The organism is Belnapia sp. F-4-1, assembly GCF_000802185.1.
Taxonomy (GTDB): Bacteria; Pseudomonadota; Alphaproteobacteria; order Acetobacterales; family Acetobacteraceae; genus Belnapia.
The window spans coordinates 2,041,671-2,057,281 of sequence record NZ_KN676113.1 but is presented as its reverse complement, the minus strand read 5'-3'; the positions used below and the strand labels follow the sequence as shown (position 1 = coordinate 2,057,281).

At 68.2% G+C, this 15,611-nt stretch carries 16 protein-coding genes and 1 tRNA gene; 5 read left to right on the top strand and 12 right to left on the bottom strand.

Annotation, left to right across the window (positions count from 1 at the left end; genetic code table 11):
• Positions 1–1,022 precede the first annotated feature (1,022 nt).
• The 6 genes from LH62_RS28230 to LH62_RS09955 all read right to left on the bottom strand — a co-directional run bounded on the left by LH62_RS28230 (position 1,023) and on the right by LH62_RS09955 (position 6,866).
• Positions 1,023–3,425 carry a DUF3987 domain-containing protein gene (locus LH62_RS28230; RefSeq protein WP_082012452.1) on the bottom strand — a complete coding sequence of 801 codons (2,403 nt, stop codon included), beginning with the start codon at positions 3,423–3,425 and terminating at the stop codon, positions 1,023–1,025.
• Entirely contained in the window at positions 3,422–3,748 is a 327-nt protein-coding gene (locus LH62_RS09965; RefSeq protein ID WP_043360967.1) for a hypothetical protein, read from the bottom strand. Before LH62_RS09965 ends, LH62_RS28230 begins: the two co-directional genes overlap by 4 nt.
• Before the next feature lie 135 nt (positions 3,749–3,883).
• A complete protein-coding gene (locus LH62_RS30230) occupies positions 3,884–4,102 on the bottom strand; it encodes an AlpA family transcriptional regulator (protein ID WP_144404434.1) in 219 nt (72 codons plus the stop codon).
• A gap of 112 nt (positions 4,103–4,214) precedes the next feature.
• Entirely contained in the window at positions 4,215–4,766 is a 552-nt protein-coding gene (locus tag LH62_RS30225) for a hypothetical protein (protein WP_144404433.1), read from the bottom strand.
• A 323-nt stretch (positions 4,767–5,089) separates the two neighbouring features.
• Positions 5,090–6,412 carry a site-specific integrase gene (locus tag LH62_RS09960; RefSeq protein WP_082012827.1) on the bottom strand — a complete coding sequence of 441 codons (1,323 nt, stop codon included), beginning with the start codon at positions 6,410–6,412 and terminating at the stop codon, positions 5,090–5,092.
• A gap of 232 nt (positions 6,413–6,644) precedes the next feature.
• A complete protein-coding gene (locus LH62_RS09955) occupies positions 6,645–6,866 on the bottom strand; it encodes a hypothetical protein (protein ID WP_043360964.1) in 222 nt (73 codons plus the stop codon).
• Positions 6,867–7,093: 227 nt separating this feature from the next.
• On the opposite strand from LH62_RS09955, the gene LH62_RS09950 reads away from it, so the two are divergent.
• Positions 7,094–7,528, top strand: coding sequence for a hypothetical protein (locus LH62_RS09950; RefSeq protein ID WP_043360962.1), 435 nt, complete (start codon positions 7,094–7,096; stop codon positions 7,526–7,528).
• On the opposite strand, the gene LH62_RS09945 is transcribed toward LH62_RS09950, so the two are convergent.
• From LH62_RS09945 to LH62_RS09935, 3 genes are all read right to left on the bottom strand, one after another.
• The gene (locus LH62_RS09945; protein ID WP_043360961.1) at positions 7,525–7,848 is read right to left on the bottom strand and encodes a hypothetical protein; all 324 of its coding nucleotides are present in this window, start codon (positions 7,846–7,848) and stop codon (positions 7,525–7,527) included. The genes LH62_RS09950 and LH62_RS09945 overlap by 4 nt on opposite strands.
• Positions 7,849–7,866: 18 nt before the next feature.
• A complete protein-coding gene (locus tag LH62_RS09940) occupies positions 7,867–8,088 on the bottom strand; it encodes a hypothetical protein (protein WP_043360960.1) in 222 nt (73 codons plus the stop codon).
• Positions 8,089–8,152: 64 nt separating this feature from the next.
• Positions 8,153–8,228: transfer RNA gene (locus tag LH62_RS09935), tRNA-Ala, on the bottom strand.
• A 126-nt stretch (positions 8,229–8,354) separates the two neighbouring features.
• On the opposite strand from LH62_RS09935, the gene LH62_RS09930 reads away from it, so the two are divergent.
• The 3 genes from LH62_RS09930 (at position 8,355) to LH62_RS28225 (ending at position 10,876) form a co-directional block, all read left to right on the top strand.
• The gene (locus LH62_RS09930; protein ID WP_043360957.1) at positions 8,355–9,065 is read left to right on the top strand and encodes a CoA transferase subunit A; all 711 of its coding nucleotides are present in this window, start codon (positions 8,355–8,357) and stop codon (positions 9,063–9,065) included.
• A gap of 12 nt (positions 9,066–9,077) precedes the next feature.
• A complete protein-coding gene (locus tag LH62_RS09925) occupies positions 9,078–9,728 on the top strand; it encodes a CoA transferase subunit B (protein WP_043360954.1) in 651 nt (216 codons plus the stop codon).
• A 245-nt stretch (positions 9,729–9,973) separates the two neighbouring features.
• Positions 9,974–10,876, top strand: a complete 903-nt coding sequence (locus LH62_RS28225; protein ID WP_052214063.1) for a calcium-binding protein — start codon at positions 9,974–9,976, stop codon at positions 10,874–10,876.
• A 116-nt stretch (positions 10,877–10,992) separates the two neighbouring features.
• Here the strand turns inward: LH62_RS28225 and LH62_RS09915 are convergent, their stop codons facing one another.
• From LH62_RS09915 to LH62_RS09905, 3 genes are all read right to left on the bottom strand, one after another.
• Entirely contained in the window at positions 10,993–12,078 is a 1,086-nt protein-coding gene (locus LH62_RS09915; protein WP_043360952.1) for an alkene reductase, read from the bottom strand.
• 84 nt (positions 12,079–12,162) lie between these two features.
• Entirely contained in the window at positions 12,163–13,455 is a 1,293-nt protein-coding gene (locus LH62_RS09910; protein ID WP_043360950.1) for an AmpG family muropeptide MFS transporter, read from the bottom strand.
• Positions 13,456–13,633: 178 nt separating this feature from the next.
• Entirely contained in the window at positions 13,634–14,245 is a 612-nt protein-coding gene (locus LH62_RS09905; protein ID WP_043360947.1) for a hypothetical protein, read from the bottom strand.
• A gap of 104 nt (positions 14,246–14,349) precedes the next feature.
• Between LH62_RS09905 and LH62_RS09900 the strand changes: the two genes are divergently transcribed.
• The gene (locus LH62_RS09900) at positions 14,350–15,576 is read left to right on the top strand and encodes an alpha-hydroxy acid oxidase (RefSeq protein WP_236552522.1); all 1,227 of its coding nucleotides are present in this window, start codon (positions 14,350–14,352) and stop codon (positions 15,574–15,576) included.
• The last annotated feature ends 35 nt before the right edge of the window (positions 15,577–15,611 follow it).

The window sequence follows — 15,611 nt, the reverse complement described above, 5'->3', positions numbered from 1 at the left end:
CCTCGAAGTGACCAGCGCGGGCGCGACAGACCTCTGCGAGGCGGGGGAGGTCGCCACCCATCCCAGCAACTGCGAGCGCATCCGCGATGGCCGCTGGTGTTGGTGCCTGTGTTGGTGTCGCCATGGCATTACCTCGTGCTGCGGCGCCTAGAGAACACCTGCGCGCTAGCGTCGCCATAGTTCCCGCGCCCGGCTTCACCAAGCGCGCAGCATCTGGCGAGCCGTGGCGACGACGCTTTTGCTGCGCTCGGCCGCCCAAACCAGAGTGGTCGGGGAGCGCCCCTGAAGACTTGCGCCAGCGATGGATCAACACGCCAACCAGCGCCCTCCCAAACGATGCCGTTCGGCACCTCGTCGATCGCCGCGTCGTCGTTGACCGAACGTTCTGCTCACCACAGCGCTAATCCCTGCCTTGCTGTTGCCTGTGGCGGATCAGGTCCGCACCTCCACAACGGCCGTCGCGGGCACCCCATCCGGCGGATGGCAGGTCCAGCAGCACCAACCCAGCCTCTCAACGTCGCGCCACCACCGCCCGCCCCTCTGGGTGAACCTGCCGCAGGCCGTACACCAAGCCCCTGGTGGCGGCCCGGATGGCTCGGACCAGGAGGGCGGGCAGCCCAGGATGGAGGTGTCCATCTCCTGCTCCGGCGGCAGCGGGGGCAGCAGCCCGGCTTCAGCCAGCGAAGCGACGATATGCGGTGCCACTTTGGTCCAGCGGCCATCTGGGCGGCCCAGCACGAGCCAGCCGTCAGGGTCGCGCTCGCGGTGCGCGCCCTCCGCCAGTGCCTGGGCAACAGACCCAGCGATTGAGCGGAGCAACTGGCCCGGGCGGGGCAGGACGGAGGTGTCGGGCGGGCCACCGCTCCCCGGCGCAGCCCATAGCTCGATGGTGCCTCCCGCCGAGCCCTCTGACACAGCGGACACAACGGACAGAACTCCTCCCCGGGCAGTCGCAGCCTGGGTTTTGGCCGTTGTGTCGATTGTGTCTGGGGAGGCGGCTCGGAATAGGTCGCCCCATCGGCTCATGAGAGCATGGTCCAGAGCACTGGATTGACCGGGTAGCTGACGCGTGGCCGCCCTGGCGCACCGCTCCCGCCAGGCAACAGCAGCCACCCGGCATCCACCAGCGCGCGGGCAGCGTCATGGATGGCCTTTGCCTCGTTAAGTCCAGGCAGCCGCACATCGCGTTGCAGTGCGCGGACATGAACCTCCTTCGAGCGGGTCTTGGCAATCCACCGGGCGAGGGTGGCGGCGCCCCGATCACCGGGCGAAGCCGCAGCATCGCCATAGACCCGCTCCGCCATAGGCAGGATGTACTCGGCGACCAGCGTCGCTGCGGCGAGGAAGGCGCGGCGTGTGATCACCGTGGGTGGCGCCCGCACCCCCGTCTCCCCGGCCCACCACAAATATTCAAGAACCAGAGACAGGCGCAGCGCCAGCCCGCGAGCCTTACCGAAGGCGCTGTTCAGCAGCCCGCCCGCATCCTGCTGCCTCTCGAACATCTCGCGGCCGAAGTCACGCAGCGCGGGGAGCGCGTCATCCGCCAACTGCACCACAACCGGTTCCGGGTGCCCGTCGCTGGTCAGCCCCATCTCCAGCGGCCGAAGTCGCTCGAACGCGTCGATGGCCCACTGCATGTTCGGCGCTTTGCTCGGCAGGTCGAACGGCACTGGGTCGGGCCAGAACCACACATGCCGCGCGAGCAACCCGTCGTCGGCCTCCCCCATGATCTCGGCAAGGCGCGATGGCTGTGTTCCGCCCCACCACGCCACCGCCAGGTGACGGACGTTGATCGGGACCGGTAGCTTCACGCGGTCGACCCGGTACGAGCGCCCGCCGTAGCTCTCCAGCCAGAAGGCCCGGGCCGCCTCAGAGTACCGGTTCATCCCCTTCAGGTGCCCGGCCAACTCGTCGCGGACCATGAGCAGGCCTTTGGGCGATCCGTTGCTCAGGCGCAGGGCAACCTGCTCATGCGTCACGTCATGCATGACGAGCTGTGGCGCCATTGGCTCTACGAGATCACTGTCTGGGGCTGGCGGCAGTGGTGGTGCGGCCCCCTTGCTCTTGTCATTCAGGGCATCTCGCACAGCCTGTGCCCATTGCTCCTTGCGGGCCTTCTCAATCTCGGACGCGGCCTGCCACTCCCGCAGGCGATTAGGGAAGTCGCCGGCCATCCTCTCCTCGATGGCCGGCAAGACACCAGAAATCACGGCGTCGGCCCCGGGCGACTTGCTCCCGCCGCTGTCGCCGACAGACACGCACCATAGGTGCGGCGGCTCCTCCCATCCGGAATAAGCCTGTGCCCACCGGGCGTTGCCGATGACCGCGGATACGGCGGCAAGCAGCGGCGCCGCAACATAATCGACCGGTGCTGCAGCGGCCTCGGCAGCATCAACCATCCAGCCCTGCCATGGCCCGAAGACATCGAGCGGGAGAGCCGGCGGCGGACGCCGATGCAGGCGCAGCACCCGGAGGTCGGGCGTTTCCGGCGGAGCCTCCTCCCCGGGTTCGTCTGCAAGGCTACGCTGCGGCAGCGGCTCGCCCCGTGGCGGCGCCTGCCGTGGTTGGCGCTGGCCATCGGCGAAGCCGCGGCGGACCTTGACCTCCAACTCGCGCTGCGACCATGGCTCCCGGCCGGGCGCGGATGGCACGCTGCGCGCTGCGGCGAGGAGTTCAGCCAGCGCCGGTTCTTCCTCCAGCTCACCACCGGCCACCAGGCTGCCGATCTTCAGCCCGGCGGAGTTGATGGTGTGCTCTTGCTCCCCGAACGGGGCTCGGCGGATAGCCTCGCATTCGCCAGCCAGTGCCTGCACGCCGTAGGGCGTGCCATGGGTGGAGTCGGTTTTGCTCCTCTCCCGCCGTGGCGCAGGCTCCACCGCCTGCGACTTAGGCCGCAGGCACGCCTCGACCAGCCATCCCGGCATTTCCGCCGGCTCAGCATCATCCTCCACCGTGTAGCCTGGCGTCGGCGGATAGATGACGTATCCGCCCTCGCCCCGCACATCGACGCCCGGCGCAACACGGGCTTTTTGGTCGTTTCGGATTTCTACACCCGGCGGCAGCCGGAAGAGGAGATGCAGGCCGCCGTTCTGCGTCCGGTGCGTCCGGGTCCGCGGCAGGCGGTGCCGGTGCGCGGCATACCACTCCATCCCGGGCTTCCCGTGTTTTACGTCCACGTCGATGACGTTGAAGCCGGAAGCCCGTCCGGTCGGGACACCGATGGCGGCGGCGCCCGACCTGCTAAACAGGTGGCGGATGGTGTCCGGGTCGCGGGTCGCGTCCTTGAAGCCGTTGGCGGTGACAGGCACCCGATCCAGGCGGCAGGGGAAGCAGGGCAGGCCCAGCGCGGTGGCCTCATCCGCCAGAGACAGGCCCGGCAGGGGCAAGGGGCGCGGATGGTGACCCGCCTCCATACCGGCACTCATGCCACACCGCCCGGGGCAGAGGTCTGGTTGTCTCGGTCGATGCGCGCCTTGCAGGCCAGAGCATCCGCGAGGGTGACGAAACCCAAGGCGATGGCGCCGCCCTGGGCGAGCACTCCTCGTGCAATCACCTGGCCGTCTCGGTGCGGCCAAGTCGCCCCGCGGTCGTGGGGGAGGATGGCCGCTAGCTCACCGCGGCGGACCAGGCTCGCCGGTACAGCCTCGACCGGCGGCTTGGCGAGGATCAGCATAAATTTGTATTCGGCCGGCTCAGGCCGGATGTGCAGCTGCGCCGCAGCGCCGGCGTGGAAGGAAGACGCAGACATAGCAAGGTCCTTGCAAATGGAGACCGCGCCTGCGAACACTCAGTTTGTCGGCTTGGTGTTCGTTGGGGCAGCGGCGTTGAGAGACGAAGCGGCCCCGCCAACCCGCGGAGCCAGACCGAGCGGGTCGGCAGCTGTTCACCCGCTGTCCGCTGTTTCCTTCGCCATCTCAGCAGCTCGATGCGCGTGGCTGCGCGCCGCCGTCCAGGCGGCGAGCGCGGCGTCTGTGTAGGCGATGCGCCGCCGCCCGAGGCGGACGTATTCTGGACCGCCACCTTCTTCGCGCCAGCGCTTCAGCGTACGTGCGCTGATTCCGTAGTGCTCGGCGACTTCTTTCTCTGAATAGATTGGGCTCATAGAATCCTCGACAGCGGCTTGTCCGCGACGGGGATTCAATTGGACTACAAAGGCACCTCGTGCAGCGAAAAAGGTACTTCGCTTAGTGAATATGTGTTCCGTGTTTAGGCGTTCACTGTGCGCCGGACTTGGGATTCATGAGCTGGACGAGAGCCGTTAGCGGGTCGGGAACATCAGCTGCCTTCCGATGTCCATCAGCAGATTTTTTGTAGCGGTCGACCGCACGCAGGACGGCCGCCGTCGTGGCACGGAGCCGATCAGGGTGCACATCTTCGGGCTCCAGGACCTTCGCCGCTCGCCGCGCCAATGTGTGAGGCGTTGCCTGCTCACCATCCGCTTTCGCCTTCTCCTCCTCATTCAGATAGTGGACGACGGCCCTGTCATCGGCATCGGATGGCGCTTTGATGCTGCGATCACGTGTTCGGCGCAGAATGTCCTCAAGAGCATCCCGCGCCAGAGCCGTTCCGTGATTTGCTTCCGTGAAGCGGTAGACGCTTTCCTGGTGAGCGGCCAATTGCTCTGGAGACCAGATCAACGAGCCCGGCCCGTACTCTCCTGGAAGGTCGGCGGTACGATCAGTCTTTGGTTTTCTCATGCGACGCAGAGTGCCATGAGGGACAACACTTCGTCCCGTGATTACGGCACCTTGGGTAAAGGTCGCCATCCGGCTAACCGTCTGTAGGACTTGAAAATTTGCCTTATGGATTCTGAAAATTTACTGGCGGCACCTTCCTCAGACGGAAGCGGAGTGAGTTTCGGGGGGGGCAATAGGATCGACTGAGCAAAGCTCGATGTTCTCGGTCTAGGGTCCCATTTGCTCCAAAGGGGGGTGCCGGAGGGGTGGGCTATGTTGGGGCGCTGTTCCACTTTGCCCTTGCAGCGCCGGCAGCCGTTCCTTTGGCGGTGCTACCCTGCTCGCGCAGCGCCCTTACGAGTTTGCCTCGAACCACATCTCATCTCGACTTCCGTTCTGCCCGACTTGGCACCTCACCGCGAGCGGCCGAAATCCGGCATTTTCCTCCCTGCGAAGCTCCCTCTCACCACGTTGCTTGCCGCCGACTGGTCGTGCTCGCCGCACACCGCCACATGCTGCGCCCAAGCCTCCAGCGCCGCCTTGCGCTCGGCCAAAAACTCACCCCGCTGGTAGATCGCGGCCACGCCCTGAATGCTGCCGCCAACGTGATTCAGCAACCGGTCAGCCACATGTGGCGGGAACCCGGCGCCGGCCAGCCAGGTGACGGCTGTCCGTCGGAAGTCATGAAAGCGCCAGCCCGGCACCGGTCCAGTCGCCTGCTCGGCCAGGTCCTTCGCCATAGCAGCCTCCAGCGCCAGCTTCGCCTTGCTGAACCCGGTGGGAGCCGTCGTACCGGTGGTGCTGAACACCAAGTCCTGGCCGGCGATGCGGGGCAGGCCCGCTAGGATCGCGCGCGCCGGCTCGGCCAGGTGCACCACATGCGCCTTGCCGTTCTTTGCCCGGGCCCCAGGCAGGGTCCATGTCGATCGGTCGACGGAGAGTTCGGACCACCGGAGCGCGGCCACCTCTTCTCGGCGCTGCGCCGTCAGAAACAGCACCTTCACTAGCGGACCGAACGGATGGCCCAACGTCCCGGCCGCGCGCCATACGGCACCGATCTCGGCATCGGTCAACACCCGATCCCGCGTGGGATTGCCGCCTTGGATCACCGGCAGTCCGGCAAAGGGGTTGAGCGACAGGCGCCGCCGCTTCACCGCCCAACCGTAGCAGGCTCGGCCATAGGCCATGGTACGGCTTGCCATGGATGCCCTACCGGCGCCCGCCAGCGCATCCAGCACAGCGATCACTGCCACGTGGGTGAGGGCAGCCGCCGGCCGGTCCAGATGTGTGCGGAAGGCCACCCGGAGCGCCCGCTCGGCCTCGGCGCTATAGCGTGCCCGCTTGCCGGCCAGGTGTAGCCGCGCCCAGTCCGTAATGAGCGCGTCCAAGGTGAAGCGGGCTTCCTCCTTCGCTGCTGCTAATGCGGCCCGGCGGGCCTCATCAGCCGCTCTTGCCGCAGCTCGTTCAATTGCCGGATTGATCCCCTGCGCCACCCGCCCCAGCCGAGCACGTGCTGCCGCGCGGGCTTGCTCAACCGTGATGCTGCCCCAAGCGCCTAGGCGCTCCCGCACCTTTCGGCCGGTGGGGGTGTCGGTCCACTGGACGATGAAGCTCTTGCTACCGGCGGCCGTGGCGCGGACCCCTAAGCCTCGACACTCGGTATCGAAGGCCAGCCGGTCTTTCGCTGTGCCCTCAGGCTGGAGGCCGGCAATGAATCTATCCGTCAGCTTCGGCATGAACCCGCTCACCCCGCTCTTGCGGACCCCGTGCGGACCCAGCGGAAGGTCCGCAGTAGGTCCGCATGGCATCTTGTGGTGATATCGTATTCACCCAACGCGTTGTAATGCAACCCTTTAGGGTTCCTATGGCACCTTAATGCTTGATAGTAGCGAGATGATTTCGCTGATTCGTAATCAGTAGGTCCCCAGTTCAATCCTGGGTGTCGGCACCAGATTTTACCACGCTCGGTTATGCAGCGATGGGCGTGGCGGCTTCGCCAGCCTCCAGGGCGTGCAAGGCGGATTGGCCGGCTTTCCAGGCATCTTCCGCATAGGCGAAGCCGGTGTTGGCGCGCAGCACGAGGGTTTCCGAGTCCGAGCGGTAGATGGCCCAGCCCCAGCGGCGCGGAGCGCGGCCCTGGACCTCGACCTTCACGTAGCCATGGAAACGTTTGTGGCGCTCGGCCTGCATAGCGATCTCCTGCGGTGTTCCGAATGAGGCGCTGTTGGCGTTCGTCGCACTCGCAACCTCAGGGTGATTACGCTGCAGCGCGGCATAAGGCTATGCGCGAGCTGGTCACTTCGGTGTCAGATCGATGCATGTTGGTCACGCGTAACGGCGTGTTTCGTTAAGAACCGAGTGACGGAGACAGTGAATATCATCAACCTGAGATTGTAACCCTCCGGAATGAGCACGCCATGCCGTTGTTCGGCCTGATCCCCCTCCCAGTCGCGGCAGAAGCCGCGGAATGGTCGGCGAGCACCTATCGCGGTCCCTGCTATGTCATGGCGTCGGATGAACGCAGGGCGCGGCTTTATGCCGCGAGCTATTTCGCCCGGCCGGACGCGGCGCGGCTGGACTCCGGGCTGCGGATGGAGTCGCCCTGGGTGCGGCCACGGATGGTCGCGTTGCAGCTCGCCTTCCGGCAGGTCAACCGCTCCGCGCCGGAAGGCACGGTCGTCGTGCCGCAGGCACGCGACGCGATCGTCCTCCGGCAGGCACGCAAGGCAATCGTCCTGCCGCAGGCACGCGGAACGACGGTCCTGCCGCAGGCAAGCAGGCCAGCTGTCCCGCCACAGCATTGCGAGGCGAAAGTGGTGTCGTTGGCCGAATGGCGGGCGCTGCGGGATTAGCTCCCGGCCGCCAGGGCGGCGTGGGCGCGCAGCAGGGCGCCGCACATCGCCAGCGGCAGGGTGCGGGCCCATTGGCGGTGCAGCAGGCCATCATCGGCCCGACGGCAGGCCATGTAGACCCGCTCGCCGGAGCGGATGGGCGGGAGCCAGGCGTAGCGCGCGGGCAGCAGCTCCCAGGCAAGCTCGGCGCAGCGCGTGTAGGGCATCACGTCGCCCTCGAGCACGAGGGCCAGGTGCAGGCTGAGATCGGCGCCGGCGCCGCCGCGCTCAACTTGGCCGAGGCGGTCCGCGAGATGCAGCAATTCCTCGCCGCGTGTCACGTCCTGCCTGGCATGGGCTCAGCCCTGCGTCTTGCGGCCGGGACGGTTGTGCGTCGTCTCGTCGCCGCTGCCGGCGATGGCGCACTGCTCGCCGTCCTTGCCCACGCTGGCTGAAGAGTCGCAGGGGCCGGGGGCGGTGCCACCGGCATTGCTTGTGCCGCCCTCGCCGGATTGCTTCCCGGCCGCATGGCGGTTGTCCTGCTTGGCGGTGGTCGCAGCGTCATCCCCGTAATGGGGCAAGATGAACCGGGATCGACAGGGGAAGGTTCCTGCCGGCGGCTTAGCGGCCTGCCGGCGAAGTCCCTGGTGGAGCCAGGCGGAATCGAACCGCCGACCTCTTGAATGCCATTCAAGCGCTCTCCCAACTGAGCTATGGCCCCCCAGGAAGGAGGCGCCGTATAGCGGTGCCCGGCGGGGTACGCAAGCCCCTCCGCGCCTCTTTCCTGCGATCATCGACACGACTAGGTTGCGCCTCGATATCCGCCGCAGGCAGGGAGCTGGCGCCCATGGGGAAGGTCTATAGCGACGCGAAGGAGGCCCTGGCCGGGACGCTGCGCGACGGCATGATGATCATGTCGGGCGGGTTCGGGCTGTGCGGCATTCCCTCGCTGCTGATCGAGGCGATCCGCGAGAGCGGCGTGAAGGATCTGACCATCGTCTCGAACAATGCCGGCATCGACGATGCGGGGCTCGGCCTGCTGCTCCAGACGCGGCAGGTGCGGAAGATGATCAGCAGCTATGTCGGCGAGAACAAGACCTTCGCCGAGCAGTACCTGGCCGGGCAGCTCGAGATCGAGTTCAACCCGCAGGGCACGCTGGCCGAGCGCATCCGGGCCGGCGGCGCGGGCATCCCCGCCTTCTACACCAAGACGGGCGTGGGCACGAAAGTCGCCGAGGGCAAGCCGACGGCGGAGTTCGACGGCGAGACCTATGTGATGGAGCGCGGGCTCGTCGCCGACCTCTCTATCATCCATGCCTGGAAGGGCGATACCGAGGGCAACCTCGTCTATCGGAAGACGGCGCGGAACTTCAATCCGATGATGGCGACTGCGGCGCGGATGACGGTCGCGCAGGTGGAGCGCATCGTGGAGGCGGGCGACATCGACCCGGACCACATCGTGACGCCGGGCATCTTCGTGAAGCGGATGATCGAGTGCCCGGCCGGTTTCGAGAAGCGGATCGAGCAGCGCACCACGCGCAAGCGCGTATTGGCCTGAGGGAGAGCGACGATGCCCTGGACGCGTGACCAGATGGCCGCCCGCGCGGCGGCGGAGCTCGAGGACGGGTTCTACGTCAATCTCGGCATCGGCATCCCGACGCTGGTGGCGAACCACGTGCCGTCCGGCATGAGCGTGCAGCTGCAGAGCGAGAACGGGATGCTGGGGCTCGGACCCTTCCCTTATGAGGGGGACGAGGACGCCGACCTCATCAATGCCGGCAAGCAGACCATCACCGAGCTGCGGACGAGCAGCTATTTCTCCTCGGCCGACAGCTTCGCCATGATCCGCGGCGGGCACATCGACCTGTCGATCCTCGGCGCCTTGCAGGTGGCGGCGAATGGCGACCTCGCCAACTGGATGATCCCCGGCAAGATGGTGAAGGGGATGGGCGGGGCGATGGACCTGGTCGCCGGGGTGAAGAAGGTGGTGGTGCTGATGGAGCACACCGCGGGCGGCAAGCCGAAGCTGCTCCGCGAATGCTCCCTGCCGCTGACGGGCGCGCGGGTGGTCGATATGGTCATCACCGAGCTTGGGGTGTTCGAGATCGCCCGGAAGGGCGAGACCGAGGTGAAGCTGGTCGAGCTGGCGCCGGAGGTGACGCTCGAGGAGATCACGGCGAAGACCGAGGCGGCATTCACCGTGGCGCTGCGCAACGGCTGAGGCGGGTCTTCAATTCCGGGGACGCCGGTGGCGGGCCAAGTTCTTGAAGGAGCTTGGTTCGCTGGCAGCGATTTTAGAATTGAGGAATTGAGGGCGTTCCAGCATTCGCGGCCGGTGCGGAATGAAGTTCCTGACCGCAACCCAGGATAACGACTCCTTGTTCAGGGAATTCGTGACTGGGCATGGATCAAGGTGTCCAATCCTCGACCGGAGGGTGAAGCCCCCCGGCGAGAGGAAACACCAGAATGTCGTTCATTCCCGGCTCGCGCGCCGATGACACCTTGCGCGGCACAGACGGCACCGACCTGATCCTCGGCCGTCACGGCGATGATTTCCTCCTGGGTCGGGAGGGGAGCGATATCCTGTTCGGCGGGGCCGGGCATGACTTCATTGCCGGCGACAACTATCCGCCGCCGATGGAGCCCTATGATCCGTCGAATTACGGCCCGTCGCAGGGCAGCACGCCGGGGCCGGGCAACAACCTCATCTTCGGCGGCGCAGGGAATGACACGGTCGTGGCCGGCTATGGGGCCGACACGGTCTTCGGCGGGGCGGGCGACGACTCGATCCTCGGCTTTGGCAGCATTCCGGTCCATGATTTCGAGCTGGTGGATGATGGCCGGAACCTGCTGTCCGGTGGCGCGGGCAACGACTTCATCCGAGGCGGCGCTAACGACGATACCCTGGAGGGCGGCGCCGGACGGGACACGCTGCAAGGGAGCACCGGGGTCGATACGCTGGTCGGCGGCGCGGGGCACGACATCTTCCTGTTCGGCTACCTAGCCAATTATGGCGGCCTCCGGGATACCGCGGTCGGGCCGGGGGAGCGGGACGTCATTAGCGACTTCCGGCACGGGCAGGATCTGATCGACATCTCGGGGTACCACAATCATCACCCGCCGCCTTCGGGCCAGCCGGCGGGGCTGTTCCTCGGCATGGGCGACTTCGTGGCGAGCCATGCCATGCAGGCGCGCTACGAGTTCCAGGACGGAAATACAGTGATCCAGATCTCGGCGCCGAATGGCTTCCGCACGGACAATGATCCGCCGGAGAAGCCGACGGAGCATTACGTGGAGATCGAGCTGACCGGCATCCACCATCTGACGGCCAGCGACTTCATCCTGCCCGACAGCATCGGACCGTTCTAAGGAAAGGATATATTCCTATATCCCCGACCGGGACGTTTCGCAAGCAAAAACTCAGGCCGGGGTCCGGGGGGACGCCTGTCCCCCCGTGGGGGTTCCAGGGGCCTAGGCCCCCAGCCTTACGCCGCCTTCCGGGTGAGCGCCGGATAGTCGATGTAGCCATGCTCGTCGCCGCCGTAGAAGGTTTCCTTCTGCGGCTGGTTGAGCGGCGCGCCGGTGCGGAGGCGCTCGACGAGGTCCGGGTTGGCGATGAAGGGGCGGCCGAAGGCGATGGCATCCGCCCTTCCCTCGGCGAGCGCCGCCTGGGCCAGCGGCAGGTCGTAGCCGTTGTTGGCCATGTAAGCGCCGCGGAAGGCACGGCGGAGGGCGCTGAAGTCGAAGCCCTGAGCGTCGCGGGAGCCGCCGGTCGCGCCCTCGACCACATGGAGGTAGGCGAGGTTGAAGGGCGCGAGGGCCGCGACGGCATGGTCGAACAGCGCCTGCGGGTTGCTGTCGCGGATGTCGTTGGCCGGCGAGATCGGGGAGAGGCGCAAGCCGACGCGCTCGCCGCCCCAGACGGAGGTGACGGCCTCGGTCACTTCGAGCAGGAGGCGGGTGCGGTTCTCGATGCTGCCGCCGTAGCGGTCGGTGCGCTGGTTGGTGCCGTCGCGGAGGAACTGGTCGATCAGGTAGCCATTGGCGCCGTGGATCTCGACGCCGTCGAAGCCGGCCTCCTGCGCGTTGCGGGCGGCGCGGCGGTAGTCCTCGACGATGCCGGGGATCTCGTCGGTCTCCAGCGCGCGGGGGGTGACGAAGGGGGCGAAGCCGCTCTCGGTGAAGGCCTGGCCTTCCGCCTTGATCGCCGAGGGGGCGACGGGAAGGGCGCCATCCGGCTGCAGGCTCGGGTGGGAGATGCGGCCGACATGCCAGAGCTGGAGAACGATGCGGCCGCCTTCGCGGTGGACGGCGTCCGTCACCTGGCGCCAGCCGGCGATCTGCTGCTCGGTGATGATGCCGGGGGTGAAAGCGTAGCCCTGGCCCTGCTGCGAGATCTGCGTCGCCTCGGCGATGATGAGGCCGGCGGTGGCGCGCTGGGCGTAGTAGGTGGCGTTCATCGGGCCGGGGATGCCGGCGCTGCCGGTGCGGCTGCGGGTGAGCGGCGCCATGACGACGCGGTTGGGCAGGTCGATGGCGCCGAGGCGCACGGGCTGGAAGAGGTCGGTCATCGGGCGGGCACACTCATGTTGCGTTGCAGCGAGAGTTGGGCCGGCCCGGTGAATGATCCAATGCGTCGTGTCGATACCGTCCATTCACGGGTTGGATAGGGCGGCTTCCGCTGGCGGCGGGGCTTCGCGCGGCGGCAGGCGGCGGAGCAGCCAGAGCATGATGCTCATGGCCGGCAAGGCGGCCAGCGTCGTCATCAGGAAGAAGCCGGGCCAGGCGAGCCAGGCGGCGAGGAAGCCGGAGGCGCCGCCGAGGGTGCGGGTGGCGAAGGCCGCCAGCGAGGAGAGCAGCGCGTATTGCGTGGCGCTGAAGGCCCGGTTGGTGAGGCTCGAGAGATAGGCGAGGAAGGCGGCGTCGGCCATGCCGTCGGTGAAGTTCTCGATGCCGACCTGGGCCCAGAGCAGCGGCAGGTCGTGGCCCGACAACGCGAGCGCGACATACATCAGGTTGGAGAGCATCTGGCCGAAGCCGGTCAGCACCAGGGCGCGGGCGATGCCGAGCCGGCGGATCAGCCAGCCACCGGCCAGCGCGCCGGCGAGGATGGCCAGCAGGCCGAAGACGTTGTTGATTGCCGCCAGCTCCAGCCGGGTGAAGCCGAGCTGGGCGTAGAAGGGCTGGGTCATCACGCCGGCCAGCGCCTCGCCGAGCTTGAAGAGCACGACGAAGAGCAGGATCGCCAGCCAGTGCCGGCGCTGCATGAAGTCGATGAAGGGGTCGATGATGGCGGCGCGGAGGCGCCCGCCGGGGGAGGACGCCGCCGGGCGGGGCGGGGCGGCGGGCTCGGGGCCAGCGAGGACGGCAAGCAGGCCGATGCCGATGAGCGCGGCGCAGAGGCCGTAGCCGAGGGCCCAGCCGCCCAGCTCCGTCACGGCCAGCGCCCCGGCGCCGCTCGCCAGCAGCGCGCCGCGATAGCCCCAGACATAGAGGGCGAGGCCGTAGCCCTGCTCGTTCTCCTCCAGCAGGTCGATGCGGTAGGCATCGACCACGACATCCTGGCTGGCGGAGAGGAAGGCGACGAGGGCGGCGAGGGCGAAGGTGGCGGCGTAGCCGGTGGGGCCCGGCGTCGTCAGGCCGAGAGCGACGATGGAGAGGATCAGCGCCGGCTGGATGCAGGCGAGCCAGCCGCGGCGGCGGCCGAGGGCGCGGAAGAAGGGAGGCGCGATCTGGTCCAGCGCGGGGGCCCAGAGGAATTTCAGCGTGTAGGCCAGGCCCAGCGAGGCGGTGAGGCCGATCAGCTCGACCGAGAGGCCCTGCTCCGACAGCCAGCGGCGGAGCGTGGCGGCGGTCAGCGGCAGGGGGATGCCGGAGGCGAAGCCGAGGGCGAGCAGCACGAGGTATCGGCGGTCGCGCCACCAGGCGGAGGGAGCGGGATGCGGCATGCATCCCGGCTAGCAGAAGCGCGGGCGGCTCGCCATGGCGGCGCAAGGCCGTGTCAAGGGACCGGAAAGGAAGCGTGCCGGCCGCCCGGTGGCTGGCGGCCAGCAGGCTTCCGAACACTTCTCAAGGCCGGCTGCCCCCTCCCGTGGCGAAGCCGCGAAGCGGTTCAGCGAGGCGTTCTCAGGAGCGGCCGCCGCCGCTACCGCCGCCACCGCCGCCCTGGCCACGAGGCGAGCCGAGGCGGTCCTGGCGGTCCAGCTCCTGCGCGGCGAAGGCGGTGGCAGCGGCGACGCGCGGCAGGCGGGGGAGGTTCGACAGGCGCTGGAGGGTGGCGGCGCCGCCGGCGGGGAAGGCGGGGTTGGAGAGGATGCGCTCGGCGCCTGCCTGGTCGCCGGCATTGATGGCGCGGGAGGCGGCGTAGAGCGACTGCACGACCGGCTGGGCCTGAGCATTTGGCGCGATGCCGATGGCGGGGCGAAGCTCCTGCAGACCGTCGTTGAAGAGCGGGCCGATGGGGCCGTTGAAGCCGCGCCAGCGCGGGCCATAGGGCAGCTCGGTCGCCAGGTATTCATAGTTGGCGACGGCGCGGGCCGCGGCGGCGGGGTTGCCGGCGAGGCTCGACGGATTGCCGAAGGCATAGGCGCTGCCGATGATCGCCGCGCGGGCCGGGTCGCCGGCGCCCTGGACGGAATCGGGGGGCAGGGTGGCATAGCCCTGGGGCGGCTGGTCGGGGGTCACGCAGCCGGCGAGGAGGGCGAGCGTCGCCAGGAGGGGGAGGGTCGGGCGGGGCATTGGCGGATCCTCTTTTGGTCCTTGAGCGCGGGGCGGGCTGGCGGGTTGCCTTCCGTGGCATTGGCGTGAAGATGTGGCGCAAACAACGAGATGGGAGGGGCGGCATGAGCAGCACAGTGGCGGAGACGCCGGCCGCGCGGCTGCGTCGGCGCTTCCCAAGCTTCAGCGACTTGCAGCGGCGGGCGCGCTCGCGGATCGCGCGCTTCGCCTATGATTTCGTTGCGGGAGGCGTGGGCGACGGGGCGCCGAATGTCGCGCATAACCGGGCGGGGATGGATGCGGTGCGGATCGTGCCGCGCTATGCGCTGGATGTTTCGGCGGTGTCGGTGCGGACGGAGCTGTTCGGGCGGGTCTACAACGCGCCGGTGGGCGTCGCGCCGATGGGCAATGTCGGCATGGTGTGGCCGCGGGCGGATGCGATCCTCGCGGCAGCGGCGCAGCGGGCGGGCATCCCGTACGTGTCCTCGACCGTCGCCAATGTGGCGATGGAGGAGCTGGCGCGGATCGCGCCCGATGTGTTCTGGTTCCAGCTCTACGGCTTGCCGGGGGAGAAGCATGCGCTGTCCTTCGACCTGATCCGGCGGGCGGAGGCGGTGGGGGCGCATGCGCTGGTCATCACCCTCGACGTGCCGGCGCGGCAGAAGCGGGTGCATGACGTGCGCAACGGGCTGGTGATGCCGTTCCGCTACCGGCCGCGGACGGTGTTCGACATCGCGCGGGCGCCGGCCTGGGCGGTGGCCTCGCTCAGGGCGGGGCTGCCGAGCTTCCCCAACATGCGGCCCTATGCCGGCGAGGGGGCGGGGCTCGCGGAGATGGCGGGCTTCGTGCAGCGGAACATGGTGACGGGCGTGACCTGGGAGGACATCGCGCGCTTCCGCGATGCCTGGCCGCGGGCGCTGGTGCTGAAGGGGTTGCAGCATCCGGAGGACGCGGAGCGGGCGGTGCAGCTCGGCGTCGACGGGATCTGGGTGTCGAACCATGGGGGGCGGCAATTCGACGCGGCGCCGGCCTCGATCGACACGGTGCCGGCGATCGCGGCGCAGGTGGCCGGACGGGCGAAGGTGCTGTTCGACGGGTCGATCCGCTCGGGGCTCGACGTGCTGCGGGCGGTGGCCGTCGGGGCGGATATGTGCTTCGCGGGACGGGCCTTCCTTTATGCCGTCGCGGCGCTCGGCGAGGCGGGGGGCGACCATGCGGCGGCAGGTTTCGCCGAGGAGATCCGGGGGACCTTCGCGCAGGCGGGGGTGCTGAGCGTCGCCGATGCGCCGCGGGCGACGGTGCTGCATCCGGGCGCGGTGCGGTTCGAGCCGCCGAGGAATGCACCGGGCTAGGAACTCCCCGGATTGGCGCTCGACGCCTGTCGGGC

Coding starts and splice junctions, on each gene's coding strand:
- LH62_RS28230 (WP_082012452.1), bottom strand. CDS start 3,425: ATGAGTGCCGGTATGGAGGCGGGTCACCATCCGCGCCCCTTGCCCCTG.
- LH62_RS09965 (WP_043360967.1), bottom strand. CDS start 3,748: ATGTCTGCGTCTTCCTTCCACGCCGGCGCTGCGGCGCAGCTGCACATC.
- LH62_RS30230 (WP_144404434.1), bottom strand. CDS start 4,102: ATGAGCCCAATCTATTCAGAGAAAGAAGTCGCCGAGCACTACGGAATC.
- LH62_RS30225 (WP_144404433.1), bottom strand. CDS start 4,766: ATGGCGACCTTTACCCAAGGTGCCGTAATCACGGGACGAAGTGTTGTC.
- LH62_RS09960 (WP_082012827.1), bottom strand. CDS start 6,412: ATGCCGAAGCTGACGGATAGATTCATTGCCGGCCTCCAGCCTGAGGGC.
- LH62_RS09955 (WP_043360964.1), bottom strand. CDS start 6,866: ATGCAGGCCGAGCGCCACAAACGTTTCCATGGCTACGTGAAGGTCGAG.
- LH62_RS09950 (WP_043360962.1), top strand. CDS start 7,094: ATGCCGTTGTTCGGCCTGATCCCCCTCCCAGTCGCGGCAGAAGCCGCG.
- LH62_RS09930 (WP_043360957.1), top strand. CDS start 8,355: ATGGGGAAGGTCTATAGCGACGCGAAGGAGGCCCTGGCCGGGACGCTG.
- LH62_RS09925 (WP_043360954.1), top strand. CDS start 9,078: ATGCCCTGGACGCGTGACCAGATGGCCGCCCGCGCGGCGGCGGAGCTC.
- LH62_RS28225 (WP_052214063.1), top strand. CDS start 9,974: ATGTCGTTCATTCCCGGCTCGCGCGCCGATGACACCTTGCGCGGCACA.
- LH62_RS09915 (WP_043360952.1), bottom strand. CDS start 12,078: ATGACCGACCTCTTCCAGCCCGTGCGCCTCGGCGCCATCGACCTGCCC.
- LH62_RS09910 (WP_043360950.1), bottom strand. CDS start 13,455: ATGCCGCATCCCGCTCCCTCCGCCTGGTGGCGCGACCGCCGATACCTC.
- LH62_RS09905 (WP_043360947.1), bottom strand. CDS start 14,245: ATGCCCCGCCCGACCCTCCCCCTCCTGGCGACGCTCGCCCTCCTCGCC.
- LH62_RS09900 (WP_236552522.1), top strand. CDS start 14,350: ATGAGCAGCACAGTGGCGGAGACGCCGGCCGCGCGGCTGCGTCGGCGC.